We start from the raw sequence: 24597 nt of genomic DNA, 5'->3' as shown, positions 1-24597 counted from the left end.
CGCGTGCGTACCTGGCTGCGCGACACGGCCGGCGGCCTCCCGGCGACGTACTGGTACCTGTGGACCGGGCTGCTGATCAACCGGACCGGCGCCTTCGCGATGCTGTTCCTGTCGCTCTACCTGACCGACGTACGGGGTGCCCGGGCGGCGGTCGCCGGCCTGGTCGTCGGTGCGTACGGCATCGGCGGGGCGGCCGGGGTGCTGCTCGGCGGGGTGCTCGCCGACTCCTGGGGGCGGCGCCGCACGCTCTTCTGGTCGCACCTGGTCGCCGGCCTCCTGATGATCGCGATGGCGTTCGCGGGCGGCATCGGCACGATCGCCGTACTCGCCACGCTCGTCGGGATCGTCCACTCGATGCCCGGCCCGGCGTTCGTCGCCGCGATCGTCGACATCGTGCCCGAGGAGCGCCGGTCGCGGGCCTTCAACCTGCAGTTCTGGGCGTTCAACCTGGGGATGGCGGCGGCCTCGCTGCTCGCCGGGGTGCTCGCCGGGGCCAGCTTCACCGCCCTGTTCCTGGTCGACGCGGCGGCCACGCTGACCACCGCCGCGATCATTCTCTGGAAGGTGCCCGAGACGCTGACCGGGCGACGGACCCGGCGGGCCCGGGGCGGCCCGGGGCTGCGTACGGCGCTGACCGACCGGGCGTTCCTCGTCTTCGTCGCGCTCACCTTCGCACTGGCGGTGCTGGTCACCCAGACCTCCACGATCATGCCGCTGGCGATGCGCGCCGACGGCCTCGGCCCCGGCGCGTACGGCCTCGTCGTCGCCGTCGGCGGTGCGCTGATCGTGGTCGGGCAACTCTTCGTGCCCCGGCTCATCGACGGCCGCCGCAAGCACCACGTGCTGGCGCTGTCGACCGGCCTGCTGGCCGTCGGCTTCGGCTCGCTGGCGTTCGCCGACCATCTCGCCGCCTACCTGGCGGCGGCGTTCGTCTGGACGGTCGGGCAGATGCTGGCCGCGCCCCCGAACGCCGAGATCAACGCCGAACTCGCGCCACCCGCGCTGCGCGGCCGATACCAGGCGGTGTTCTACCTGACGTTCCCGGCCGCGTCGTTCGTCGCGCCGGCCCTCGGCGGGGCGAGCCTGGAATACCTGGGCGACTGGCACTGGATCATCACCGGCGTCGCCGGACTGCTCGCCGTCGGCGGGCACCTGCTGGCCGGACCACCCCGCGAGCGCCGGGTCGCGGCCCGGCTCGCCCGCTCCGGCGGGCCGGCCACCGGGAAGCCCACGGCGGCACCGGCCGCCCCGCGGGGCGCCTGACGGCCGGGAGTGCCGGGTCGGGGAGTGCCGGCCGGCGCGGTCAGTCCTGGACCACGATGCCGTCCCGCAGCAGTGCCGCGCCGTCCGGAATCGACCAGCGGGCCAGCACCGTCTCGGAGTGCTCGCCGGGCCGGGGCGGCGGCGACGCGGGCGGACCGGCCGGGGTCGCCGAGAAGCGCGGCGCGGGCGCCGGCTGCCGAACGCCGTACGACTCCACGAACACGTCCCGGGCGGCCAGGTGCGGGTCGTCGGGTGCCTCGCCCAGCGACAGCACCGGCGCCACGCACCCGTCGGAGCCGGCGAAGACCGCCACCCACTCGTCCCGGGTACGCGACGCGATCCGCTCGGCGATCAGTGCCCTCAACCGTGGCCACTGGCTGACGTCGTACTGGTCGGGTGGCTCGGTGCCGAGGCCGCCGAGCCGCTCGACGAACTCCGCGTAGAACCTCGGTTCGATCGGGCCGACCGCCAGATGCCGGCCGTCCGCCGTCGGGTAGACGCCGTAGAAGGGTGCTCCGCCGTCGAGCAGGTTGGCGCCGCGCCGGTCCTGCCACAGTCCACCGTGGACCAGTCCGAAGAGCTGGGTGGCCAGCAGCGCCGTGCCGTCGACGATCGCGGCGTCGACCACCTGGCCGGGTCCGCCACGGCCGGCCTGCCAGAGCGCGGCGAGCACGCCCGCCGCGAGCAGCATTCCGCCGCCGCCGTAGTCACCGAGCAGGTTCAGCGGCGGCACCGGCGCACCATCGGCCGGACCGATCGCGTGCAGCACACCGGTCGCCGCGAGATACGTCAGGTCGTGTCCGGCCGTACGCGCCCGCGGGCCGTCCTGCCCCCAGCCGGTCATCCGGCCGTACACCAGTCGCGAGTTGACGGCGTGACAGTCGGCCGGACCGATCCCGAGACGCTCGGCCACCCCCGGCCGGAAACCCTCGACCAGTACGTCGGCGGCGGTGGCCAGCGCGAGCACGACGGCGGCCCCGCGCGGATCCTTGAGGTCGACGGCGATCGACAGCTTGCCGCGGTTGAGCAGGTCGTGACGGGGATCGGCGATCAGGCCGGGCTCACCCGGCCGGTCGACGCGTACGACGGTGGCACCCAGATCGGCGAGCAGCATCCCGGCGAACGGAGCCGGTCCGATACCGGCGATCTCGATGACGGTCAGGCCGGTCAGCGGTCCGCTCATGAGGGGGGACTCTACGGGTCGGCCCGGCGGCGGCGGGCGACGCTCACCCCCGTAAGCGTCGCCCGCGCACACCGCCGGCTTGAGGTGGCGCCGTCCCCCAACGGCCCAGAATGCCACCCGTCCCCGTCGCCAGCTCGTGCGCGGATCGAACCGATCCGCTGCTCCCCCGAACATTTCCGAGCTTGGCGCGTACAGATCACGTTAGTTCGGAGCCGGCGCGACCGACAACCCTAATACCATGTCTTGCCGGTCACACCCTGCGATCGCCGTCACTTTTTCATCCACGGCGTTTAAGGGCCGAAAAATCTCGGTACGTGCGCGCGGGGCCACTCTCAGCCGTCTTCGCGCAACGGTGACTCGAGCAGGAAGAAATTGCTCTGCTTCCCACTGCGCATCTGTTCCTGGTAGATGAAATTGAGCTGCCGCTCGTCGAACGTACGCAACCACTCGGCCCAACTCACCTCCATCAGCGGCCGGCCACGGTGGTACCCCGGGAAGTCGAAACGCAACACCCCGAGATGGCCGTCGTGGTCGGTGTTCTCGATGGTGGCCGGCTTCGCGTTGCGGGCCTGCGCCCACCGCTTGATCACCTCGTGGTCGGTGGTGACCAGGCTGCGGCCCGCACGCTCCGGCCGGTCCTGGGTCGACGAGATGCGCTGGGCGTACTTCGTCGTCCGGGAGGTGACACCGCCCTGCCGCGGCTGGCCGGACGCTCCCTGCGACGACTTGCCGGCCGCGGACGTGCTCTTCCGGGCCGACGTGGTCTTCTTCGCCCCGGCGCCCCGTCCGGTCGTGGCCTTGCCGGCCGCGGACTCCGTACGCTTGCCGGCGCCGGCCTTCGGCGCGGTTCCGGCCTTGGCGGCACCGCCCCGGCGCTGATCCGCCCGCATCTCCTTGACGACCCGCTTGACCAGTTCGTCCTTGCGCAGGCCCGACGTGCCGGAGATCCCCCGGCGCCGCAACTCCCCGCGCAGGTCGTCGACCCGCCGCTGGGCGATGTCGCTCTCCCTGATCTCGGTCGCCGCCGAACCCGACCGGCTCTTCGTGGCGGTCGCGGACCCGCCGCGACCCGAACTGTTCCGCTGAGCCATTTCCCGCTCCCTCGACAGTCTGTCCTCGGCGGGCGGCGGTTCCCGGCACGGTCACCGGCCGCCCCGACAGCGATACCCGTCAGGGACGGTCCAAACCCGTCTCACCGGCCGCCGAAGGCTCGAAGAGATGCGCGAACGCCCGCAGATTCGCCGTCGATTCGCCGTTTCGGACCCGCCACTCCCATTCGCGCCGGATCGCGGTACCGAAGCCGATCTCGAGCATGGTGTCGAACGACTCGTCGGCGTACGTCAGCACCGAGCCCAGCAGCCGGTCGAGTTCGTCCTCGTCGACCCCACCCAGGCCGACCCGGCCGGTCAGGTAGACGTCACCGACCGGGTCGATGGCGAACGCGACGCCGTACATGCGGGAATTGCGCTGGAGCAGCCAGGCCCACAACTCCTCGCGCCGCTCGTCGGGCTGCCGCATGACGAACGCCTCGATCCGAAGCGAGTGCTCGCCGACGATCAGATTGCAGACCGTCTTGAGCTTGTGGGTGCCGGGCAGCGTGACCGCGTACGAGAACTCGCCGGTCGACTCGTACTCCAACTCCCGGTCGGTGCACACCGACTCGACCAGCGCCGCCACCTGCCTCCGAACACCCAACTGGATCGCCTTTCGTTCGCGACTGCGGGGCTCCGCTTCGCCGCACTCCTCGCGCGAACCGAACCTGCCTTCCAGTTCGCGACTGCGGGGCTCCGCTTCGCCGCACTCCTCGCGCGAACCGAACCTGCCTTCCGGTTCACGACTGCGGGGCTCCGCTTCGCTGCACTCCTCGCGCTCACCCAACTAGAACGCACCGGCGCTGATCGCCGCCGCCCCGTCGGTCAACTGGGACAGGGTCCGGCTGCGGTGTTCGGCCACCGCCTCACGGTAGACCGCGATCAGCCCGGAGGCCGTACGCGCCCACGAGAAGTTGCGGGCGTGGCGTACCGCGCCCCGGCCCAGGCCGGCCCGGCGGGCCGGCGCGGCGAGCAGGCCGCCCAGCACCCGGGCCCAGTCGACCGGGTCGTGGCCGTCGACGAGCATGCCGCTGATCTGGTCGCGTACGGCGGTCACCAGGCCGCCGACGGCGGCGGCGACGACCGGGGTGCCGCACGCCTGCGCCTCCAGCGCCACCAGGCCGAAGGACTCGTTGTGCGACGGCACCGCCACCAGGTCCGCGGCCCGGTAGAGGGCCGGCAGGTCGTCGCCGGTCTGCGGCGGCAGGAAGCGTACGGCGTCGGAGATGCCCAGCGACGCGGCCAGGTCGATCAGGGCGGTCGGCCGGTCCAGGCCGGTGCCGCTCGGGCCGCCGACGATCACCACGGTGAGCCGGTCGGCGATCTCCGGGTCGCGGGCGCGCAGCGCGGCGGCGGCGTGCAGCAGCACGTCGGGGGCCTTCAGTGGTTGGATCCGGCCGACGAACGCGACGATGTGCCCGTGCTCGGGCAGGCCGAGCCGGCGGCGGGCGGCGAGGCGGGTGGCGGCCTCGGTCCCGGCGGTGGGTGGCCGGAAGCGGTCGAGGTCGACGCCGGGTTCGACGACCGCGACCCGGGTCGGGTCGGCGCCGTAGCTGTCGACCAGGTCGTGGGCCTCGACGCGGGTGTTGGCGACCAGCCGGTCGGCCTCGACGACCAACTGCTCCTCGCCGATGATCCGGGCCTTCGGCTCGGGGCGGTCGCCGGCGGCGAGCTGGGCGTTCTTGACCTTGGCCAGGGTGTGCGCGCTGTGTACGAGCGGCACCCCCCACCGCTCCTTGGCCAGCCAGCCGACCTGACCGGAGAGCCAGTAGTGGGAGTGCACGAGGTCGTAGTAGCCGGGGGCGCGGGCCGCTTCGGCGCGCAGCACGCCGGTGGTGAAGGCGCACATCTGGGCCGGCAGTTCCTCCTTGGCGAGCCCCTCGAACGGCCCGGAGATGATGTGCCGGACCTTGACGCCGGGGGCCATCTCGACGGTGGGGGGCAGGTCACCGGCGGTGGCCCGGGTGAAGATCTCGACCTCGACGCCGGCGTCGGCGAGGCGGCGGGCGACCTCGACGATGTAGACGTTCATGCCGCCGGCATCACCCGTGCCGGGCTGGTGCAGCGGCGAGGTGTGCACGGACAGGGTGGCGATCCGTCTGGGTGTCGGCCACGGCTGGAGACCTCGCTGCCGCGCCACGCCGGTGTGCATTTCCGCCACATCTGCTCCTCAAAGTCAGCTATGCGCCGTTCTGCGCGACCGGCCTCATAGAGCAACCGCTGCACCGCGTGCCATCTTCCCGATTCAGGCAACCCCATGCATCGAGGCCGACCCCGTACGTGACCCACCTCATCCCGGCAGCCCCGCACCGGACCGGTGGGAAAGAATGGGGCCATGACCCCTGTCGCGATCGTCACCGGAGCGTCGAGCGGGATCGGCGCGGCGACCGCGCGGCGGCTCGCCGCCGAGGGCTTCCACGTCGTCCTGGCCGCTCGCCGGACGGACCGCCTGGAGAGCCTGCTCGCCGAGATCGCCACGGCTGGCGGCCGGGCGACCACGGTGGCCTGCGACGTCACGTCCGACGAGTCGGTCGCCGGCCTGGCCGAGGCGGTCGGCGACCTGCCCGGACCGGTGACCCTGCTGGTCAACAACGCCGGCGGGGCGCGTGGCCTCGACCAGATCGAGGACGCCGACGTCGGCGACTGGCAGTGGATGTACGACGTCAACGTGCTCGGCACGCTGCGGGTCACCAAGGCGCTGCTGCCCATCCTGGAACGGTCCGGTGCCGCGACGGTGGTCGTCGTCAGCTCCACCGCCGGGCTCGGCGTCTACGAGGGCGGGGGCGGCTACACGGCGGCCAAGCACGCGCAGACCGCACTGGCCGGCACGCTGCGCCTCGAACTCAACGGCCGCCCGATCCGGGTGGTCGAGATCGATCCGGGCATGGTGCGCACCGACGAGTTCGCCCTGGTCCGCTTCGACGGCGACGCGGAGCGGGCCGCCGCCGTCTACGCGGGTGTCGCCGAGCCGCTGGTCGCCGACGACGTCGCCGACTGCGTCGCCTGGTGCGCCACCCGCCCGCACCACGTCAACATCGACCGTCTCGTGGTCCGGCCGCTGGCCCAGGCCGCGCAGCACAAGGTGCACCGGGTGAGCTGATGACCCGACCGCGTCGGCCGCTCGGGGCCGTCACGCGCGGCACCACCAACCCCAACCGGCTGCGCCGGGTGGACAACTGGATCGCGGCGCACTGCGCCGACGTGCTGCGCGACGCCCCCGACCCGCTCGTGGTCGACCTGGGGTACGGCGCCACCCCGGTGACCGCCGTGGAGTTGCGTGCCCGGCTGGCCGCCGCGGTACGGCCCGACGTACGGGTGCTCGGCCTGGAGATCGATCCGGTTCGGGTGGCGGCCGCGGCGGGCGCCGCCGACCCGCCGTGGCTGACGTTCGCCCGGGGCGGGTTCGAACTGGCCGGTGCCCGGCCGGCCGTCGTACGCGCGTTCAACGTCCTGCGGCAGTACGACGAGGCCGAGGTCGCGCTGGCGTGGCGGACGATGACCGGCGCGCTCGCCCCCGGTGGGGTGGTCGTCGAGGGCACCTGTGACGAGTTGGGCCGGCTCGGGTCCTGGGTGCTGCTCGACGCGGCCGGCCCCCGGTCGCTGACCCTCGCCGCCAAGCTGTCCAGGCTGGACAGTCCGGGCACGGTCGCCGAACGGCTGCCGAAGGCGCTGATCCATCGCAACGTGCCCGGCGAGCCGGTGCACGACCTGCTGCGGGCGCTCGACGACGGCTGGCGTGCCGCGGCGCCGTACGCGCCGTTCGGGCCGCGGCAGCGCTGGATGCGCACGGTCGCGGCGATACGCGAAGCGGGCTGGCCGGTGTCGGACCGGCCAGCCCGCTGGCGGCTGGGTGAGGTGACGGTGCCGTGGTCGGCGGTCGCCCCCGCGACCGGGGGCTGACCGGACGGTCAGGCGGCCCGGCGGCGCCGGGCGATCACGAGCGCGACGGCGCCGGCGGCGAGCAGGCCGCCACCGACGGCGGCGAGCCAGGTGATCGGCGCACCGGTGTTGGGCAGCGGCGGCGGGGTGCTGGGCCGGGCCACCGGCTCCAGCACGAACGACGAGACGGCGCAGCCGCCCTGCCGGTAGGCCGGGTCGCAGTTGCTCTCGGCCGGACCACGGACGACGTTGCGCATCCGCAGGTCGCCGGGCTGCCCGGTCTTCACCGTGACCGAGTAGCTGATCACCACCGGCTCGCCGGCCGGCACGTCGCCGGTCCAGGTCAGCTCCGGTTCGGCCCAGTCGAGTCGGCCGGCCGTGGCGGTCGCGTTGCCGTCGTAGTCGGCGTCGTCGAGCACACCGGTGAGGTCGTCGACGACCTCGATGTCGTCCAGCCCCTGCCCGCTGCGCAGGATGATCTGGTAGTTGACCTTGGCGCCGGGCATGGCCTGGGCGGCGTCGGCCGCCTTGGTGATGACCAGCGGACGGGCGGCCTCCACCTGGGCCGCGTCGCCGGTCGTGGCGGCGGGGCGGTCCCCGTCGCCGCGCGCCGGTTCGCCGGTGTCCGTCCCCGGGATCGGCCCAGGCCCGTCGTCGGCGGGCGCGTCACCGGTCAGGCCGGGGATGACCGGGAGGCCGGGCAGGATCGGCGCGGGCGGCGACGGCTGGGCGGCCGCGGCGACCGGCAGGATCGGTACGGACACGACGGCGGCGAGTACGGTCGCGGACAGGACGCGACGGACGGCAGAGATCTTCCCCATAACCACCGTCAACGAGCCGACCGAACTCAGGCAACGGCAAAATAAGCAAATAGTCCGTTTTAAAGCTCGCAGTTGACCAGTACCGGCTCCGGATGCAGCGTCACCCCGAACCGGGCGTGCACGCCGTCGCGGATCTCGCGGGCCAGCGCCAGCAGATCGGCCGTCGTCCCGCCGCCGCGGTGGGTCAGCGCCAGCGTGTGCTTGGACGAGATCGCGACGGTGCCCGGGGCGCCGTACCCCTTGGTGAAGCCGGCGCGGTCGATCAACCAGGCCGCGCTCACCTTGACCACGCCGGACGGATCGGGCCAGGACGGCGGTTCGCCGGCCGCGCCGGCCCGGCCCAGCAGAGCCTCGTACGCCGCCGCGTCGAGCACCGGGTTGGTGAAGAACGAGCCGACCGAGCGGGTGTCGGGGTCATCCGGGTCGAGCACCATGCCCTTGCCGGCCCGCAGTGCCAGCACCGCCGTACGCGCCTGCGCCAGCGGCACCCGGTCGCCGGTCGACACCCCGAGAGCCCGGGCCAGTTCGGCGTACCGGACCGGGGCCGACAGCGGCGAGCGGGCCAGCCGGAAGTCGACCGAGAGCACCACCCGGCGGTCGCTGTGCTTGAAGACGCTTCCCCGGTAGGCGAAGCCGCAGCCGGCCGGAGCCAGCCGGACCACCTCGTCGGTCAGCCGGTCGTACGCCTCGACGGCGCTGATCGTCTCGGCCACCTCCTGGCCGTACGCGCCGACGTTCTGGATCGGGGTGGCGCCGGCCGACCCCGGGATGCCGGACAGGCACTCGACACCGGACAGCCCGGCATCGATGGTGTACGCGACGAAGTCGTCCCACGGTTCACCGGCGGCGACCCGTACCGTGACGGTCTCGGCGTCCTCGGCGACGACCCGCACTCCCCGCGAGCGGACGAGCACGACGAGCCCGGGAAATCCCGCGTCGGCGACCACCACGTTGCTGCCGCCGGCGAGAATCAGAACCGGCTGATCGTCGAACGCCGCCTCTCGTATGCTTTGCACGGTTTCAGCGGCGTCGCCAACGGTTAAAAATCGGCGGGACGGGCCACCGAGCCGCAGGGTCGTGTAGGCGGCCAGGGATCGGGGGCTGGTCGGTTCACCGGTGGTCGGCGCTTCTGCACTAACGTCGGGCACGCTGTTCACCCTAGGCTGGAAGCAGCCTGGCGAGGCACGGACGGTCGGTCGTCCTGGAGGAAATGGCGATGAGCAGACTGCACGGCACCAAGGATTTCTGGATCGGCGGGCTGCGCGCCGAGGGCCCCGCATTCCGCGCCGCGATCACCGAGGCCGACCCCGCCGCGCCGGTGCCGTCGTGTCCTGACTGGACCGTCACCGACCTCGTGCACCACCTCGGATCCTTCTACGGGTGGGTGGCCGGCGTGGTGGGTTCCGGCAGCACCGAGCAGCCGGCGGCACCGGCCGGGCCGGAGGGCCTGCCGGCCGGGGTCGCGGCGATCGACTGGTGGCAGCAGGAGTTCGACCGCCTCATCAACCTGCTCGACGGCCTCGACGCCGAGGCGCCGGCGTGGAACTGGGCGCCGCAGCCGAAGCGGGTCGGGTTCTGGCACCGTCGCGTCGCGCACGAGACCGCACTTCGCCGGTGGGACGCCCAGACGGCGATCGTCTCGGTCGAACCGATCGAGGCCAAGCTCGCCGCCGACGGGGTGACCGAACTGCTGGACACCTGGCTGCCGGCCGGGCGGCGGCTCTCGACCGAGCCGCGGCACGGTGTGGCGCAACTCGTCGCGACCGACGCCGACCAGGAGTGGTACCTGCGGCTGCGGGGCGAGGGCGTCGCACTGCTCGACACCGACACGATCCTGGACAGTGACGACCCGCACGCGCGGCTGCACGCGACCGGCACGGCGAGCGACCTGCTGCTCGCCCTCTGGGGCCGGATCGGCTTCGACGTGATCGACGTGACCGGTGACGCGACCCTCCTGACCGCTCTGCGCACCGGCTGATCCCGACCTCTTCCCCCGCTTCGGACCCGCCCCTTCGTGGGCGGGTTCTTCGGCACCGCGCGGGCAACTTTCTGGGAGCGCTCTCTTGACGCCTGGCCACGCTCGGTCCACCCTTTCGTGAGAGCGCTCTCCTACTAGATACTCGATGCCGGAGGTCGAACACCACCACGACAAAGGGGCACAATGCGTTCGCCTCCGCCACCGCTCGTGTTCGTCGTATTCGGCCGCCAGATCATCGGCGACATCATGGAAGGTGCCGTGAAAGCTTGAGCAACCAACGAGTGACCACGTCCGGCGACACCGGCCAGGCACTGCTCGACCGGGCCCCGGCCGCCGTCCGGTTCCCCGAGGGCTTCGTCTGGGGGGCAGCCACCGCCGCGTACCAGATCGAGGGTGCCGCCCGCGACGACGGTCGCGGTCCGTCGATCTGGGACACCTTCAGCCGTACGCCGGGCAAGGTGCACGCTGGACACACCGGCGACGTCGCCTGCGACCACTACCACCGCTACCGCGACGACGTCGCCCTGATGGCGGAGCTCGGCCTGGCCAGCTACCGCTTCTCGGTGGCGTGGCCGCGGATCCAGCCCGACGGCAGCGGCCCGGTCAACCCCCGCGGGCTCGACTTCTACGACCGGCTCGTCGACGAACTGCTCGGTCGGGGCATCGACCCGATCGTCACCCTCTACCACTGGGACCTGCCGCAGCCCCTGGAAGACCGGGGCGGCTGGACCAACCGGGAGACCTCGGAGCACTTCGCCGGCTACGCCACCGCCGTGTACGGCCGGCTCGCCGACCGGGTCAGGACCTGGACCACGCTCAACGAACCGTGGTGCTCGGCGTACCTGGGCTACGGCAACGGGGTGCACGCGCCGGGCCGGCAGGACCCGGCGGCGGCCTTCGCGGCCGTACACCACCTGCTGCTCGCCCACGGGCTCGGCGCGCAGGCGCTGCGGGCGGCCGGGGCGACCACCGTCGGCATCACCGTCAACCCGGCCGCGGTGGTCCCCGCCGACCCGGACAGCGCCGCCGACCAGCGCGCCGTACGGCTCGTCGACGGCCTGCACAACCGGATCTTCCTCGACCCGCTGCTGCGCGGCGGCTACCCCGCCGACGTGCTCGAACACGTCGCCCGGTTCACCGACCTCGGCTTCCTGCGCGACGGCGACGAGCAGATCATCGGTGGCCCGGTCGACCTGCTGGGCATCAACTACTACGCGCCCACCTACGTCGCGGCCCGCCCCGGTGCCCCCGGGGGTGACGGCGCCTACCCCGGCACCGAGGGGATCGAGTTCCTGCCGCCGGTCGGACCGCTGACCGACATGGGCTGGATGATCGAACCGTCCGGGCTGACCGCGCTGCTCGAACGCATCGGCCGCGACTATCCCGGGGTGCCGCTGTTCGTGACCGAGAACGGCGCCGCGTTCCCCGACCGGCCCGAGGGCGACCGGGTCCCGGACCCGGACCGGATCGGCTATCTCGACGGACACCTGCGCGCGGCACACGAGGCCATCGCCCGGGGCGTCGATCTGCGCGGCTATCTCGTATGGTCATTGCTGGACAACTTCGAATGGGCCGAGGGCTACGACAAGCGCTTCGGCATCGTCCACGTCGACTACCTGAGCCAGCGGCGGACGCCGAAGGACAGTGCGCGGTGGTTCCAGGAGGTGATCCGCCGCAACGGGCTGGAAGGATGAGAGCCACATGACGACTGCACGGGAACGGCCCACGCTGGAGGCGGTGGCGCGCCGCGCCGGTGTCTCCCGGGCAACCGTTTCACGCGTCGTCAACGGCTCGACCACGGTCGCCGAACCGATCCAGGAAGCGGTCCGCCGGGCGGTCCAGGAACTCGGGTACGTACCCAACCTGGCGGCCCGCAGCCTGGTCACCCAGCGCACCGACTCGATCGCGCTGGTGCTGCCCGAGACGGCGACCCGGGTCTTCTCCGACGACCAGTTCTTCCCCGGCATCATCCGCGGCGTCAGCCAGGAGCTGGAGGCCGCCGACAAGCAACTGGTGCTGATGATCGCCGGCTCGGCGGCGAGCCACGCCCGGGTCGAGCGCTACGCGACCGGGCGGCACGTCGACGGCGTGATGTTCGCGTCGGTGCACGGCGCCGACCCGCTCCCGGCGACCCTCGTGCGCTCCGGCATCCCCGTGGTGTGCAGCGGGCGTCCGATGGGCCAGGTCACCGTGCCGGTGCCGTACGTCGACGTCGACCACATCGGCGGTGTCGCGAAGGCGGTCCGGCACCTGTTGGAGACGGGCCGGCGGCGGATCGCCACCATCGCCGGTCCGCAGGACATGATCGCCGGCATCGACCGGCTCGCCGGCTACCGGGACGAGCTGCGCGACTCGGGCCGTCGATCGCTGATCGCGGTCGGCGACTTCACCCGGGAGTCCGGTGGGCTGGCCATGCGGCAGCTGCTCGACGACGACCCCGACCTCGACGCGGTCTTCGTCGCCTCCGACCTGATGGCGCACGGCGCGCTGCGTACGCTGCGCGAGGCCGGCCGCCGGGTGCCGGAGGACGTCGCCGTGGTCGGCTTCGACGACATCGAGATGGCCCGCTACACCGACCCGCCGCTGACCACGGTGCGCCAGCCGATCCAGGAAATGGGGCGGGAGATGACCCGCCAACTGCTGCGGATGGCTGCCGGTGAGGACATCGGGCACGCGGTCGTGCTGCCGACCGAGCTGGTGCTGCGCGAGTCGGCCTGAGTCCGGGGCGGCTCAGTCGGCCGCGTGCACCCGCCGCGCGACCGCGTACGTCGGCGCGTCGAAGAGGACCAGCCGGGCCGAGGTGACCCGTGCCGGCCCGGCGTTGCGCAGCACGGCGAGCGCCTGCCGGACCGCGTCCTCGACCGGCCAGCGGTAGACGCCGGACGAGATCAACGGAAAGGCGACCGAGGCGGCGCCGAGGTCGTCGGCGACCCGCAGCGAGTTGGCGTAGCAGTCGCGCAGCAGGGCCGACCGGTCCTCGTCGGCCGACCAGACCGGCCCGACGGTGTGCACGACCCAGCGGGCCGGCAACCGGCCGGCCGTGGTGGCGACCGCCTGCCCGGTCGGCAGGCCGCGCCCGTACCGGGACGCCCGCAGGGCCCGGCACTCGGCGAGGATGTCGGGGCCGCCCCGCCGGTGGATGGCGCCGTCGACGCCACCGCCACCGAGCAGCGACGAGTTGGCCGCGTTGACGATCGCGTCCACCCGCTGCGCGGTGATGTCACCCTCGGTCAGGACGATCTCCATGCGGCCATCCTCCCGCGCCTCGGCCAGCGCGGACCACTCAGGGCCGGGCCGGCGTGGCCGACGGCACCGGGGACGCCGTGCTGCTGGGAGTGCCGGTCGGCTCGCCGGTGACCTCCGGCGCGGGGCTGGTCGTGGGGGCCGGCGACGACGGTGTCGGGGACGGCTCGACCGGCGACTCCGACGGTTCGGCCGGGGTCGCCGTCGGGCTCGGGTCTGGGGTGGGTTCGGTGGGGACCACCGACGGCGACGGTATCCAGACCGGCTGGCTCGGCGGGGGCACGGCGCGGGTCGGCGCCGCGCCCATGGTGCCGGCTCCGCCCCGTTCGGCCGGTGGCGCCGGAACCTCACCGGCCCAGATCCAGCCGCCCCAGACCGCGACCGGCAAGCCAATTACAACGATGATCCCGAATATCACTTTCGGTGGTATACGCACACTAAATCACCGTTCTTCGGGTGCCGAAGGTTACGGCATCATGGCCGATATGCACGTACTACTTGCCGGAGTGGTGGGGTCGACCGCGTACGGCCTCAGCCGCCCCGGCTCGGACGTCGACCGGCTCGGCGTCTTCGCCGCCCCCACGGTCGCCTTCCACGGGCTGCACCCGCCCCGCGAGTCGATCGTGACCACCGCCCCCGACAGCACGCTGCACGAAGCGGCCAAATGGTGCCGGCTCGCCCTGAGCGGGAACCCCACCGCCACCGAACTCGCCTGGCTACCCGATGACCTCTACGACACCCGTACGCCGTGGGGCGACGAACTGATCGCCATCCGGACGGCGTTCCTGTCCGCGCCCCGGGTCCGCGACGCCTACCTCGGCTACGCCGGCCAGCAGTTCCGCCGACTCGCCGGCCGGGGCGACGGCAACTTCTCCGCCGACACCCGCCGGCGTACGGCCAAGCACGCCCGGCACCTGGCCCGGCTGCTGCACCAGGGACGGCTGCTCTACGCCACCGGGCGGCTGGAGATCCGGCTCACCGAGCCGGCCCGCTTCGTCGAGTTCGGTGAGCGCGTCGCCGCCGGCGACCTCGACCTGGCGCAACGGCTGCTGGAGTCGACCACCCGCGAGTTCGACGCGATCCGGACCCCGCTGCCGGACCGGCCGGACGAGACCGCCGTGGAGCGCTGGCTGCTGGCCGTACGCGCCGACCACCTGCCAGCGCCGGTGAAGGGTGCCCGCCCGGCTAGTTGAGGAAGGTGGAGATCCGGTCGCGCAGGTCGGCGCGGTTGGTCCAGAAGACGCCGGGCCGGTCGTAGACGTGCAACTCGGCCTTCGGCAGGGCGGCCGCGAGCGCCTCGGCGGCCGCCACCGGATGCAGGTCGTCGCCGACGCAGCCGATCACCAGCGACCGGGCGGTCACCCGGGACAGCGCGGCCCGGTCGGGAACCGCCACCTCGCCGGTCAGGTCGGCAAGTTCCGGGGCGAGCCCGTCGCGCATCAACTGGTCGATGCGCTGCCGCAGGTAGGCCCAGGAGGCCGGGGTGTTGCGGACGGCCGGCGGGATCTCCGCCGAGAGCACGTCGGCGACGGCCGAGATGTCTCCCACGCCCACCGCGTCGAGCAGGTGGTGCAGCCGCTCGGTCGAGGCGGGTGGCCTCGCCTCGTCGAGCACCGCCGGCAGGAAGAAGACGACCCGCTCGAACCGTTCGGGGCTCTCGGTCAACAGCCGGCCGAGCGCGCCGGCACCGAGGCTGACCCCGACGGCCCGCCCGGCGTTGGACAGGTCGGCGACCGCCCGCAGGTCGCGGGCCAGGTCACGGTAGGTCCACGGCCCCGGTGGGGCGTCCGAGCGGCCGTGCCCGCGGAACTGGAAGAAGACCTTGCTCCCGGTCACCGCGCTGCCCAGCGGCCGGGTGGTGGCGATGCCGCTGCCGAACCCGTGGGCGAAGACGGTCACCGGCCGTCCACTGCCGGTGACCAGCCGTTCGAGCCGTACGCCGTGCGGGGTGGTGACGATCTCGGTCGCCGGTTCGGGCAACGCCGGCCGGCCGGTGCGGGGTGCGCTCGGCCCGGGGCCGTAGGTCCGCGGGCCGCCATCGGGTGGCGGTGGCCAGCGGAAATCCCTCACCAGAAGCCTTTGCCGTCGGTCATATCCCGCAGGCCGGCCCGGACGTCGAGCAGGTAGACCAGGGAGGCGGCGATGCCGATCAGGCCGAAGATGTTGATCGCCTGGAAGAAGAGCAGGGTCAGCAGGAGGCAGACGCCGAGGATGGCGAGCCAGGCGCCCTTGGGCAGGGTGCCGATGGCCGGGAACGCGTCGCCGCGCTGGGTGAGGCAGTGGACGAAGGCGACCCCCTGCACGACCAGGGCAAACACGAGCAGTACCAGCTCGATGACGGTACGCACATCGTAGATGAAGATCGGCGCGGCGTGGTCCATGGGAACAGCTTATGCCGGCGGCCCCGGCCGCGTGGAACACGCGGGCCGGGGCCGTCGACCATACGTCACTTGCTGGTGGAGCGGGTCCGCTTTGCCGGCTTGGCGGCCGGGGCGGCGACGTCGGCCGGGGCGGCGACGTCGGCCGGGGCGGCGAGGTCAGCCGGGGTGGCGAGGTCAGCCGGGGTGGCGGTCACCTCGGCCGGCGCCTCGGTCACCTCGATGTCGGCGTTGACCGTGTCGGCGGCCCGGACGACCCGGGTGCCGACGACGCGCTCGCCGTGGGCGACGAGGAGCCCGTAGACGGCGACCGCGCGCTCCTGGGCCGCCTGGGCGCCGGCCACGACGGCGGCGGCGTTACGCATGGCCGCCTCGCGCAGCCGCTCGACTTCGACGTCGGTCGCGGTGGCCTTGTCGCGCAGGGTGGTGGCGGTCACGTTGGCGTTGCGCAGGGTGGCCGCGGCCTTGTCGCGCAGCTCGAAGGTGGTGACGACCGCCTTGCCGCCCAGCTCGTTGACGACGGCGGGCAGCTTGCGCAGTTGCTGGTAGGCGAGTTCGCCCGCACCGGCGGCAGCGTAGAGCGGGGTGGGAATCCGGGTCGTCTTCGGCTGGGTCATGACTTCTCCTCTTCGGCCGCCGGGTCGGCGGCCTCGCTGATCGCCTTCTGGGCGACCTTCTTCGCGGGCACAGGGGTCTCGGTGGTCGGCGCGGGCGTGGCGCCGGTCTCGGTCACGGCCACGGATTCGAGTACGCCGTCGGCCGGTGTCCCGGCGGGCGGTGTCTTCTCGAGGTCGGCCTTACCCGGCGTGGGCCGGTTCAGCTCCGTGTCGGCCGGCTCGTCGGACCGGCCGGCGGCCCGGTCCTCCTCGGCCTGGCGGGCGTTCTCCCGGCGGAACGTCTCGTAGATCTGGCTCAGCGACTGCTTCTGCGCGATCGTCAGGTCGGGGTCGGTGGCGATGGCCGCCAGCACCCCTTCCCCCTCGGCATCGAGCAGGCCGGCCCGCAGGTAGAGCATCGGGGCCGAGACCCGCAGGGCGCTGGCGAGCTGCTGGAGCACCTCGGCGCTCGGCTTACGCAGCCCGCGCTCGATCTGGCTCAGGTAGGGATTGCTCACCCCGGCCTGGTCGGCGAGCTGGCGCATCGAGATCCGCGCGTTGTGACGCAGGTCGCGGATGAAGCCGCCGATGTCTCGGGGCAGGTCCTTGCGACTGGGCATGAAACCGAAGGTAGCGCCGACTGCTTGCTCCTGCAAGCGAAACGCTAGCCAGAGTTAGCGACTTCACCCGGCCAGCGTCTCCAGTTTCCCGCAGTCCCGCACTCTTCACCCGACATTTCGCCGCATGACGGGAAAAAGGCTGCGGTGCCGCGCCGAAAGTGGCGGAATCGCGGGAGACGCATCGGTCACCAGAGGGCGCGGACTCCGCCCACCCGGTCCCCACCGCCGAACAGCGCGGACTCCGCCAGCTCGTCCAGGACCGGCGCGCTGATCCCGAGCCGGCGGAGCGCGGCGACCAGCACCGGTGGGCGCGCCCGCTGCCCGCCGTCGTCGATCTTGCAGGCGACCGCGCCGGTCCCGGGCAGCGCCACCGCCATCACCCCCTCCGCCCCGACCTTGGTCAACAGACCGGGCACGCCGCGCATGAGTCGGTTGTCCTCGGCTTCCGCGGCGGTCCCGGAAACCAGCTCGGGGTGGGCCCGCATCGCGTCGGCGACGGCATGCTCGACCGTGCCGGGCGCCGCGGACACCAGCCGGTGGAAGGCGGTGGCCAGCCCGGTCAGCGACACCGCCAGCACCGGGGCGCCGCATCCGTCGACCCCGGTCGCGGCGACCCGTTCCCCGGTGAACTCCTCGATCGCCGCCCGCAGCCGCCGCTGCAACGGATGCTCCGGAAGCCAGTAGCCGTCGACCGGCCAGCCGGCCGCCCGGCAGGTCAACAGCATCCCGGCGTGCTTGCCCGAGCAGTTCATCTGGATCCGGGTCGGCCCGCCACCGGCCCGCAACACCGCCTCGGCCGCCGCCGGCCCGATCGGCATCGCGCGCGGGCAGTGCAGGTCCGCCTCGGTCAGCCCGGCCCGGCGCAGCAGCCCGGCGACCCGGTCCAGGTGGAACGGCTCACCGTGGTGACTGGCGGAGATCAACGCCAGGTCGGCCGGATCGGTCACCGGCAACCCGGCGCGCAACATCCCGACCGACTGCAACGGCTTGACCGACGACCGGGGAAAGATCGGCCCCCGTACGTCCCCGGCGGCGTCGGACACCGCCCCGGTCGCGTCGAGCACCACGACCGAGCCGTGGTGGAAGCCCTCCACGAAGCCGGACCGGACCACCTCGGCGAGCCGGACGCCGCCGGCGTACCCGCCGGGGTCAGTCACGGCCGGGCCGGGATGCCGAACAGCTCACGGGCCGCGGCCGCCGTCATCGGCGGCCGCTCGGCGAGCCGGGCGAAGCCCACCGCCCGCGCGACGAGCTGCATGTTCGAGTCGACCGGACGCCCCTTGGCGTACGTCAGGGTGTCCTCCATGCCGACCCGCAGGTGACCGCCGGTCGACAGCGCGGCGAGCATCACCGGGATCGTGGTGCGGCCGACCCCGGTGGCCGAGAACGTGGTGCCCTCAGGCAGGTCACGCACCGCCTGGCGGCACGCCACCAGCGCCTCGGTCGTGCCCGGCATCCCGCCCGGCACCCCCATCACGAAGTCGACGTGCACGTGGCCGCCGGCCGGCAGGCCGTACTTGCCGAGGAGGCGCTGGAGGGCGGTCAGGTGGCCGAGGTCGAAGATCTCGTACTCCGGCACGACGCCGCGCTCCTGCATCCGGGTGTGCAGGTCGACGATGAACTCCCAGCGGTTGAGGAAGACGTCGTCGCCGAAGTTGACCGTGCCCATCGTGCACGACGCCATGTCGGGCGCGGCGTCGAGCACGGCCAGCCGGTCGGCCTCCGGGTCGGTGACCGCACCGCCACTGGACAGCTGCACGACCAGGTCGGTCGACTCGCGCAGCGCGGCGACCGTGGCCCGCAGCCGGCCGAGGTCGAGGGTGGGCCGGGCCTCGTCGTCGCGGATGTGGACGTGGATCACGGCGGCGCCGAGTGCCTCGCACTCCTTCGCCGTGACCACCAGCTCGTCGATGGTCACCGGGAGCGCCGGTACGTCAGCCTTGCTGGACTCGGCACCGGTCGGTGCCACCGTGATCAACGTCGTTGTCGTCATGCCGCTGATACTAGGGCCGGTTTTCCCAGGTGCCGGAAACCATGTCGGGTCACCGCCACCTGGCATCTCACGCCACCCGGCTCGGCTCCGGCACCGGATCGATGGCGGCGGCGGACTCCCCGACCGTCAGCCGCGCGTCGTCGGCGACGTTGCGCTTGACCACGGCCAGCGCGACCATGCCCAGCTCGAAGTGGCGTACGGCGGTGCCGACGAACCCGACCGTCCGGCCGTCGTCGGTGGTGACCGGGGTGCCCTTGGCGGGAGGCTGGTCGGTGGCCACCCCGTCGAGGTGCAGCAGGACCAGCCGGCGCGGCGGTCGGCCGAGGTTGTGCACCCGGGCCACCGTCTCCTGGCCCCGGTAGCACCCCTTGTCGAGGTGTACGGCCGGCGCCACCAGGTCGATCTCGGCGGGGATGGTGCGGTGGTCGGTCTCGAAGCCGACCCGGGGAATGCGGGCGGCGGCCCGGATCGCCTCGTACGCCCACAGCCCGGCGGCCGGCACACCGGCGGCGGTCAGCCGGCCCACCACCTCGTCGACGGACCCCCGGGGCACGAGCAGGTCGACGCCGAGCGGCCCGCGCCGGGCCCACCCGCCGCCGGGCAGCGGCCGTACGGCGTATCGGCTGGTGGGGCGGGGTGGCACGGAGCCGGCGGCGAACTTGGCGGCCGGGACGTCGAGGGTGTCGGGGTCGGTGAGCCCGTCGACGCCGAGGGTTGCGGCGGCCTGCGCCGCGCTCGGGCCGACCAGCGACAGCACGGCCCACTCGGCGGTGGCGTCGCGGGGCTCGACCCGGGTGAAGAACCGCATCTTCTCCAGGAAGCCGAGCAGTTCGCCGGCGGCCGGCCCGGGTTCGGTGTCGAGCCAGGTGGTGCCGTCGAGTTCGGCGACCAGCGCGTGGTGCTCGACGTGCCCGTGCGGGGAGAGGACGAGCAGTTCGCTGCCCTGCCCGTCGGCGAGCGCGGCGAGATGCTGGGTGGTGATGGTGTGCAGCCAGCTCACCCGTTCCTCGCCGGGTACGGCCAGCACCCCCCGGTTGGAGCGGTCGACCAGTCCGACGTCGGTCGCCAGCGCCCGCTGCTCCCGGTTGGGGTCGCCGTAGTGGGCGGCGACGCCGGCGTCGGGTGACTCCTCGTCGATGGCCTCGACCGCCACGGCGCCCGGTAGATCGATCATTCCTGCTCCCCACACTTCACGCAGACCCCGAAGAACGACACGTGCCCGATGTCGACCCGGAACCCCCGCTGCGCCGCCAGCTGTTCGGCCAGCGGCATCAGCGTCGCCGGGTCGATCTCGTCGACCTCGCCGCACGACCGGCACACCAGGTGGGCGTGCTGGTCGGCGCCGGCCGGGTGATAGGTCGGCGACCCGTGCGACAGGTGCGTATGGGTAACAAGTCCCAGCTCTTCGAGTAGTTCCAGGGTGCGGTAGATAGTGGTGATGTTCACGCCCGCGGCAACCTCACGGACGGCGTTGTGCACCTGCTCCGGGGTTCCGTGCCCCAGGTCGTGCACGGCTTCGAGGATCAGCTGCCGCTGCGCGGTGAGCCGCAGCCCCCGCGACCGCAGCACTTCGGCGAGCGATGTGTCCGACACGGCCCGATCATAGTTCGAATCCCCGTTACGCTCGGGAGTCGTGTCCAGCCCGCAGTTCGTGGCCGTACTGGGCCGGGGTCTGGTCGCCCCGGACGCCCCGGTCGTGCGCGCCGACGACCGGGGTGTGCTGCACGGCGACGGCCTCTTCGAGACTATGCACGTCCGTGCCGGGCAGCCCTGGCTACGCGACCCGCACCTGGCCCGGCTGGCCCGCTCGGCCGACCAGGTCGACCTGCCGCTCGCCCCGCTCCCCGACCTCGCCGGGCTGATCGACCTGGTCTGCGCGGCCTGGCCGGCCGATCTGGAGGGGGCGGTGCGGCTGGTCTGCACCCGCGGCCCGGAGCACGGCGGGCCGCCGACCGCCTTCGCCACCCTGTCCGGGATCGGTCCGGCGGCGGTGCGCGCCCGCCGCGCCGGCATCTCGGTGGCGACCCTGCCGCTCGGCGTCGCCGCGACCGCCCGCGCCGCCGCGCCGTGGCTGCTCGCCGGGGTCAAGAGCACGTCGTACGGGGTCAGCCAGGCGACCCGCCGCTGGGCGGTGGCGAATGGGGTCGACGACGTGTTGTGGACGTCGACGGAGGGGTTCGCCCTGGAGGGGCCGGCCGCCAGTCTGGTCTGGCTGGAGGGGGCGACGCTGTGCACGGTGCCGGCCGCGGCCACCGGCATCCTGCCCGGGGTGACCGCCGGTTGGCTGCTGGCCCGGGCCGGGGAGCTGGGCTGGGCGGCCGACGAACGGATGGTGACGCCGGCCGACCTGCACTCGACCGGCGGGGTGTGGTTCACCTCGTCGGTTCGCGGCGTCGCGGAGGTGCGGTCGCTCGACGGCGTGGCGTTGCCGCCGTCGCCGCACACGGCGGCGATCCGCGAACTGCTCGGCTTCTCCTGACGGCTCGCGGAGCCTGGCGGCTTCCGGACCGGCCGCCGGGCGACCGGTCCGGGGTGCCGACGGGGTCGGGTCAGCCGCCGACGCGGACGAGGCGGGCGGACAGGTGTGGCGTCAGGCCGTGGCCGACGGCGGCCATCTCCTGGGCGTAGAGCAGCGCCCCCTCGACGATGCCGAAGAGGCGGTGGCCACCGGTGACCTCCTTGGCGGTGGCGGTCCGCAGCACCGCGTCGGTCGCCAACTCGACCTGGGTGCCGTTGACCCGGCCGAGGTAGAGCTCCATGATGCCGGTCGGGGTCATCATCAGCGCTTCGAGATCGTCGGTGACCCGTTCGCCGTCGAACACCGGCCGCCACCAGCCGACCTCACGGCCGGCCGGCCGGATCGGCCGGCTCTGCTCGTCGAGCAGCCAGGCCCGCGACTCGTAGTGCAGGAACGGCCGGCCGTCGTGGCTGATCCGGATCTCCTGCGCGTAGTCGAAGTCGTCGATCGTCGGATAGCCGCCACGGCCCCGACCGCGCCAGACCCCGATGTACGGCAGCAGCCCCAGCAGCGCGGGGTGCAGGTCGGGCCCGACCCGAAGGTCGTGCGTCTCCTCGAACGGGTACGGATCGACCGGCGGTGCGTTGAGCCAGGGCGGCGGGCCGATCGGGTTCTCGTCCGCGGGAGTAGTCACCAGCGTCCTCTCGAGATGCGTACGGCTAGGTAGACCAGGCCACCGGCGAGTGCGCCGAAGCCCGCGACCAGCAGGCTGACGAACCCGATCTCGGTGACCACGAAGGTCATCCTATGCTGACCGGTATGGCTCGCACTCTCGTCGTAAAGGCCACCGCGGGTTCGGATTCGGCGGAGCGGTGCGCGCAGGCGTTCACGGTGGCCGCGACGGCGGCCGCGGCCGGGGTCGACGTGTCGTTGTGGCTGACCGGCGAGTCGTCGTGGTTCGCCCTGCCGGGCCGCGCGGCGGAGTTCGACCTGCCGCATTCGGCGCCGCTGACCGACCTGCTCGGCGCGGTGCTGGCCGCCGGGCGGGTCACCGTCTGCACGCAGTGCGCCGCCCGGCGCGACATCGGCCCCGACGACGTGCTGCCCGGCGTACGGATCGCCGGGGCGGCGGTCTTCGTCGAGGAGTCGCTGGCCGACGGCGCGCAGGCGCTCGTCTACTGACCGCCGATCCGGCGGTCGGTCAGCAACCCGTCGTCACGGTCGCCCGTACCTCGCCGTCGATGACCCGGACCTCGACGCCGGTGTCGCCGGCGCGGTAGGCGTAGCCGTCCGGCGCGTCGGTCACCACCACGGCGTCGGCGGGCCGGACCTCGGCGAGCGCGTCGCCGAGCGGCCCGGTCGGGGTGCCGGTTCCGGTCGCCCAGGCGGTGTGGACCTGCCCGCCGCCGGGGCAGACGGCGGACTCCCGCCCGCCCCCTCCGGCCGCGGTGACCCCGATCGCCGCCAGCATCCGGCCGGGCTCGGTGTCGATCGGAAGTCCGATCGCCAGCCGGACCGTCGGGTCGTACTCGTCGGACGTGGGGCGGCAGCCGGTGGTGACGGTCAGGGTGATCACGCCGGGAGAGGTGACGCCGCCGCGTACGCCGACGAAGTCGCCGGCGTCGGCGCGCAACGAGTGGACGGTGCCGCCCTCGCTGTGCCGGGTGCCGGCCCGCCACCCCTGCGGCAGCCGGTCGGCGATCCGGTCGAGCAGGGCCGGCGCGTCGGCCTCGGTCGTCCGGAAGGTGACGCCGCGTTCCAGGGTGGCGCCGGAACGGATCGGGGTGATCCGGCACCCGGTCCGGTAGCGGATCGGGGTGAGCTGCGCGACCACGTCGGTGCCGCCGGCGGCGACGAGTTCGCCGATCACCCGGTCGGCGAGCGGACCGGCCTCGGCCATGCCGCGCTGCTCGCGGACGGTCGGCTCGTCGGTGCGGGTGGAGACGTACGCGAGCACCAGCAGCACCACGGCCCAGGCGGCGCCGACCGCGATGAGCCAGCGCCGGGGACGGGGTGCGGGCGGGGCACCGGCCGGGGCGGGCCAGCCGCCGGGCGGCGGCACTTGCGGCGGTGCGACCGGCGGAAGCTGCCGGGGCGGGTCGATGCTCACGCCGCCCATGGTGGCACGTTCGCCGGTCGGACCCGCAGTGCCGGGTGCCGGCGGGCTCCGCGGTGCCGGGCCGGCGGGTCCGCGGTGCCGGGCGGCGGGTCCGCGGTGCCGGTGCCGGCCGGCGGCCGGTCAGTTCGGTACGGCCAGCCGGTAGCCGACCCCGCGCACGGTCTGCACCCGCAGGTCGTCGTCGGTGGCGCGCAGCTTGCGGCGCAACCTCTTCATGGCCGAGTGCAGGATCGCGGTGTCGCCGAGGTAGGCGCCGCCCCAGACCGAGCCGAAGAGCCGCTCGTAGGTCCACACCGCGAGCGGCGGGCTGGCGAGCACGGCGAGTACAGCCCGTTCCAGCCGGGTCAGCGCGAGCGGTTCGCCGCGCCAGGTGACCAGGTGCCCGGCGGCGTCGATGGTGAGTTCGCCGAGCCGGATCGGGCCGGCTTGGGCCGCCTGGTCGGCTACCTGGACCGGCGGGCCGGTGAGCGGGGTGACCGGGCCGGGTGGGGGCACCGGGGCGTGCCGGGGCGGCGGCGCCGGCCAGGGCATCGGCGGGCCGGACAGGGTCGCGACCGTGGGTGCCGCGGCCGGCAGGACCTCGCCGGTCAGCCCGACCGGCCGGTATGGCACAAGGGACGGACCGTTGCCGGCCGCAGTGGCGGGAACCGGGGCGGCGGCCACCGGGGTGGCGGGAACCGGGGTGACCGCCGGAGTCACGAGCTGCGCCGGGAAGAGCAGCGCGCGCAGCTCGGTCAGGTCGGCACAGAGCACGACGGCGCCACAGTCGTCGAGGCGCCGTACCACCCGCTCGCGGACCGTCGGATCCGCTGATACGCAAACGACCAGCGGAACGTCGCCATCGACCAACGCGGTCCTCCCAGAATCCTCCCAGGTCTGCCGTGCACCATCAGCCAACGCCGTTCCATCGACAGAGTCAACAGTGTCTGTCGTCGATGTGCGACAACTTTCTGACGGTCGCCTGAATCGGGCCAG

Annotated in this window: 28 protein-coding genes and 1 pseudogene; 9 read left to right on the top strand and 20 right to left on the bottom strand. The window is 73.3% G+C overall.

Going from position 1 to position 24597, the window contains the following annotated elements; translation table 11 throughout:
- Positions 1–3: 3 nt before the first annotated feature.
- Positions 4–1263, top strand: coding sequence for an MFS transporter (locus AB0I42_RS09015; protein WP_357535566.1), 1260 nt, complete (start codon positions 4–6; stop codon positions 1261–1263).
- Between the two features lie 40 nt (positions 1264–1303).
- On the opposite strand, the gene AB0I42_RS09010 is transcribed toward AB0I42_RS09015, so the two are convergent.
- From AB0I42_RS09010 to mshA, 4 genes are all read right to left on the bottom strand, one after another.
- Positions 1304–2446: a CaiB/BaiF CoA-transferase family protein gene (locus AB0I42_RS09010; RefSeq protein WP_357535564.1), complete on the bottom strand. Its 1143-nt coding sequence runs from the start codon at positions 2444–2446 to the stop codon at positions 1304–1306.
- 332 nt (positions 2447–2778) lie between these two features.
- Positions 2779–3537: a hypothetical protein gene (locus tag AB0I42_RS09005; protein ID WP_357535562.1), complete on the bottom strand. Its 759-nt coding sequence runs from the start codon at positions 3535–3537 to the stop codon at positions 2779–2781.
- Positions 3538–3616: 79 nt separating this feature from the next.
- A complete protein-coding gene (locus tag AB0I42_RS09000) occupies positions 3617–4141 on the bottom strand; it encodes a YbjN domain-containing protein (RefSeq protein ID WP_357535560.1) in 525 nt (174 codons plus the stop codon).
- Positions 4142–4324: 183 nt separating this feature from the next.
- On the bottom strand, positions 4325–5698 hold the full coding sequence (gene mshA, locus AB0I42_RS08995; RefSeq protein ID WP_357535558.1) for a D-inositol-3-phosphate glycosyltransferase: 1374 nt from the start codon (positions 5696–5698) through the stop codon (positions 4325–4327).
- A 174-nt stretch (positions 5699–5872) separates the two neighbouring features.
- Between mshA and AB0I42_RS08990 the strand changes: the two genes are divergently transcribed.
- Positions 5873–6637, top strand: coding sequence for an SDR family NAD(P)-dependent oxidoreductase (locus AB0I42_RS08990; RefSeq protein ID WP_357535557.1), 765 nt, complete (start codon positions 5873–5875; stop codon positions 6635–6637).
- Positions 6637–7437 (top strand): class I SAM-dependent methyltransferase, encoded by an 801-nt coding sequence (locus AB0I42_RS08985; RefSeq protein WP_357535555.1) that lies wholly within the window; start codon positions 6637–6639, stop codon positions 7435–7437. Before AB0I42_RS08990 ends, AB0I42_RS08985 begins: the two co-directional genes overlap by 1 nt.
- Positions 7438–7445: 8 nt before the next feature.
- Here the strand turns inward: AB0I42_RS08985 and AB0I42_RS08980 are convergent, their stop codons facing one another.
- Together AB0I42_RS08980 and AB0I42_RS08975 are read right to left on the bottom strand one after the other, a co-directional pair.
- Positions 7446–8237 (bottom strand): LPXTG cell wall anchor domain-containing protein, encoded by a 792-nt coding sequence (locus tag AB0I42_RS08980; protein WP_357535553.1) that lies wholly within the window; start codon positions 8235–8237, stop codon positions 7446–7448.
- A 59-nt stretch (positions 8238–8296) separates the two neighbouring features.
- Positions 8297–9385, bottom strand: a complete 1089-nt coding sequence (locus tag AB0I42_RS08975) for a UDP-N-acetylmuramate dehydrogenase (protein WP_357535551.1) — start codon at positions 9383–9385, stop codon at positions 8297–8299.
- 68 nt (positions 9386–9453) lie between these two features.
- On the opposite strand from AB0I42_RS08975, the gene AB0I42_RS08970 reads away from it, so the two are divergent.
- From AB0I42_RS08970 to AB0I42_RS08960, 3 genes are all read left to right on the top strand, one after another.
- The gene (locus AB0I42_RS08970; protein ID WP_357535549.1) at positions 9454–10215 is read left to right on the top strand and encodes a maleylpyruvate isomerase family mycothiol-dependent enzyme; all 762 of its coding nucleotides are present in this window, start codon (positions 9454–9456) and stop codon (positions 10213–10215) included.
- A 311-nt stretch (positions 10216–10526) separates the two neighbouring features.
- A complete protein-coding gene (locus AB0I42_RS08965) occupies positions 10527–11909 on the top strand; it encodes a GH1 family beta-glucosidase (RefSeq protein ID WP_357535687.1) in 1383 nt (460 codons plus the stop codon).
- A gap of 7 nt (positions 11910–11916) precedes the next feature.
- The gene (locus AB0I42_RS08960; RefSeq protein WP_357535548.1) at positions 11917–12933 is read left to right on the top strand and encodes a LacI family DNA-binding transcriptional regulator; all 1017 of its coding nucleotides are present in this window, start codon (positions 11917–11919) and stop codon (positions 12931–12933) included.
- 12 nt (positions 12934–12945) lie between these two features.
- On the opposite strand, the gene AB0I42_RS08955 is transcribed toward AB0I42_RS08960, so the two are convergent.
- Together AB0I42_RS08955 and AB0I42_RS08950 are read right to left on the bottom strand one after the other, a co-directional pair.
- Positions 12946–13461, bottom strand: a complete 516-nt coding sequence (locus AB0I42_RS08955) for an O-acetyl-ADP-ribose deacetylase (RefSeq protein ID WP_357535546.1) — start codon at positions 13459–13461, stop codon at positions 12946–12948.
- 37 nt (positions 13462–13498) lie between these two features.
- On the bottom strand, positions 13499–13846 hold the full coding sequence (locus AB0I42_RS08950) for a hypothetical protein (protein ID WP_357535544.1): 348 nt from the start codon (positions 13844–13846) through the stop codon (positions 13499–13501).
- A 97-nt stretch (positions 13847–13943) separates the two neighbouring features.
- Between AB0I42_RS08950 and AB0I42_RS08945 the strand changes: the two genes are divergently transcribed.
- Positions 13944–14651: a nucleotidyltransferase domain-containing protein gene (locus AB0I42_RS08945; protein WP_357535542.1), complete on the top strand. Its 708-nt coding sequence runs from the start codon at positions 13944–13946 to the stop codon at positions 14649–14651.
- On the opposite strand, the gene AB0I42_RS08940 is transcribed toward AB0I42_RS08945, so the two are convergent.
- The 8 genes from AB0I42_RS08940 to AB0I42_RS08905 all read right to left on the bottom strand — a co-directional run bounded on the left by AB0I42_RS08940 (position 14644) and on the right by AB0I42_RS08905 (position 20638).
- On the bottom strand, positions 14644–15528 hold the full coding sequence (locus tag AB0I42_RS08940; protein WP_357535540.1) for an alpha/beta hydrolase: 885 nt from the start codon (positions 15526–15528) through the stop codon (positions 14644–14646). The two genes, AB0I42_RS08945 and AB0I42_RS08940, sit on opposite strands and share 8 nt — an antisense overlap.
- Positions 15525–15839 carry a DUF2516 family protein gene (locus tag AB0I42_RS08935; RefSeq protein WP_357535538.1) on the bottom strand — a complete coding sequence of 105 codons (315 nt, stop codon included), beginning with the start codon at positions 15837–15839 and terminating at the stop codon, positions 15525–15527. Before AB0I42_RS08935 ends, AB0I42_RS08940 begins: the two co-directional genes overlap by 4 nt.
- A gap of 65 nt (positions 15840–15904) precedes the next feature.
- Complete coding sequence (locus AB0I42_RS08930) at positions 15905–16453, bottom strand: hypothetical protein (protein WP_357535536.1); 549 nt, start codon at positions 16451–16453, stop codon at positions 15905–15907.
- Positions 16450–17052 carry a helix-turn-helix transcriptional regulator gene (locus AB0I42_RS08925; RefSeq protein ID WP_357535535.1) on the bottom strand — a complete coding sequence of 201 codons (603 nt, stop codon included), beginning with the start codon at positions 17050–17052 and terminating at the stop codon, positions 16450–16452. The genes AB0I42_RS08930 and AB0I42_RS08925 overlap by 4 nt, the downstream gene beginning before the upstream one ends.
- Positions 17053–17237: 185 nt before the next feature.
- The gene (locus AB0I42_RS08920; RefSeq protein ID WP_357535533.1) at positions 17238–18209 is read right to left on the bottom strand and encodes an asparaginase; all 972 of its coding nucleotides are present in this window, start codon (positions 18207–18209) and stop codon (positions 17238–17240) included.
- A complete protein-coding gene (locus AB0I42_RS08915) occupies positions 18206–19045 on the bottom strand; it encodes a 3-keto-5-aminohexanoate cleavage protein (RefSeq protein WP_357535531.1) in 840 nt (279 codons plus the stop codon). Before AB0I42_RS08915 ends, AB0I42_RS08920 begins: the two co-directional genes overlap by 4 nt.
- Before the next feature lie 67 nt (positions 19046–19112).
- Positions 19113–20219 carry a folate-binding protein gene (locus tag AB0I42_RS08910; protein ID WP_357535529.1) on the bottom strand — a complete coding sequence of 369 codons (1107 nt, stop codon included), beginning with the start codon at positions 20217–20219 and terminating at the stop codon, positions 19113–19115.
- On the bottom strand, positions 20216–20638 hold the full coding sequence (locus AB0I42_RS08905; RefSeq protein ID WP_357535528.1) for a Fur family transcriptional regulator: 423 nt from the start codon (positions 20636–20638) through the stop codon (positions 20216–20218). The genes AB0I42_RS08910 and AB0I42_RS08905 overlap by 4 nt, the downstream gene beginning before the upstream one ends.
- A 40-nt stretch (positions 20639–20678) precedes the next feature.
- On the opposite strand from AB0I42_RS08905, the gene AB0I42_RS08900 reads away from it, so the two are divergent.
- Positions 20679–21524 carry an aminotransferase class IV gene (locus tag AB0I42_RS08900; RefSeq protein ID WP_357535526.1) on the top strand — a complete coding sequence of 282 codons (846 nt, stop codon included), beginning with the start codon at positions 20679–20681 and terminating at the stop codon, positions 21522–21524.
- Positions 21525–21594: 70 nt separating this feature from the next.
- On the opposite strand, the gene AB0I42_RS08895 is transcribed toward AB0I42_RS08900, so the two are convergent.
- Positions 21595–22197 (bottom strand): FABP family protein, encoded by a 603-nt coding sequence (locus AB0I42_RS08895; RefSeq protein WP_357535525.1) that lies wholly within the window; start codon positions 22195–22197, stop codon positions 21595–21597.
- Positions 22194–22298 carry a small membrane protein MtfM gene (gene mtfM / locus AB0I42_RS08890; protein ID WP_269746704.1) on the bottom strand — a complete coding sequence of 35 codons (105 nt, stop codon included), beginning with the start codon at positions 22296–22298 and terminating at the stop codon, positions 22194–22196. Before mtfM ends, AB0I42_RS08895 begins: the two co-directional genes overlap by 4 nt.
- Positions 22299–22310: 12 nt before the next feature.
- On the opposite strand from mtfM, the gene AB0I42_RS08885 reads away from it, so the two are divergent.
- Entirely contained in the window at positions 22311–22685 is a 375-nt protein-coding gene (locus AB0I42_RS08885) for a DsrE family protein (protein ID WP_357535523.1), read from the top strand.
- Between the two features lie 19 nt (positions 22686–22704).
- Here AB0I42_RS08885 and AB0I42_RS08880 read toward each other — a convergent pair whose 3' ends face one another.
- Both AB0I42_RS08880 and AB0I42_RS08875 read right to left on the bottom strand, forming a co-directional pair.
- Positions 22705–23613, bottom strand: coding sequence for a hypothetical protein (locus AB0I42_RS08880; RefSeq protein WP_357535521.1), 909 nt, complete (start codon positions 23611–23613; stop codon positions 22705–22707).
- 129 nt (positions 23614–23742) lie between these two features.
- A pseudogene (locus AB0I42_RS08875) lies at positions 23743–24042 on the bottom strand (winged helix-turn-helix domain-containing protein); the annotation flags it as partial.
- Positions 24043–24597 lie beyond the last annotated feature (555 nt).

Origin of the sequence: Polymorphospora sp. NPDC050346 (assembly GCF_040655695.1) — a bacterium.
Classification (GTDB): Bacteria; Actinomycetota; Actinomycetes; order Mycobacteriales; family Micromonosporaceae; genus Polymorphospora; species Polymorphospora lycopeni.
Note: the sequence above shows the minus strand (reverse complement) of the source record. Positions and strands in the feature narration are given on the sequence as shown.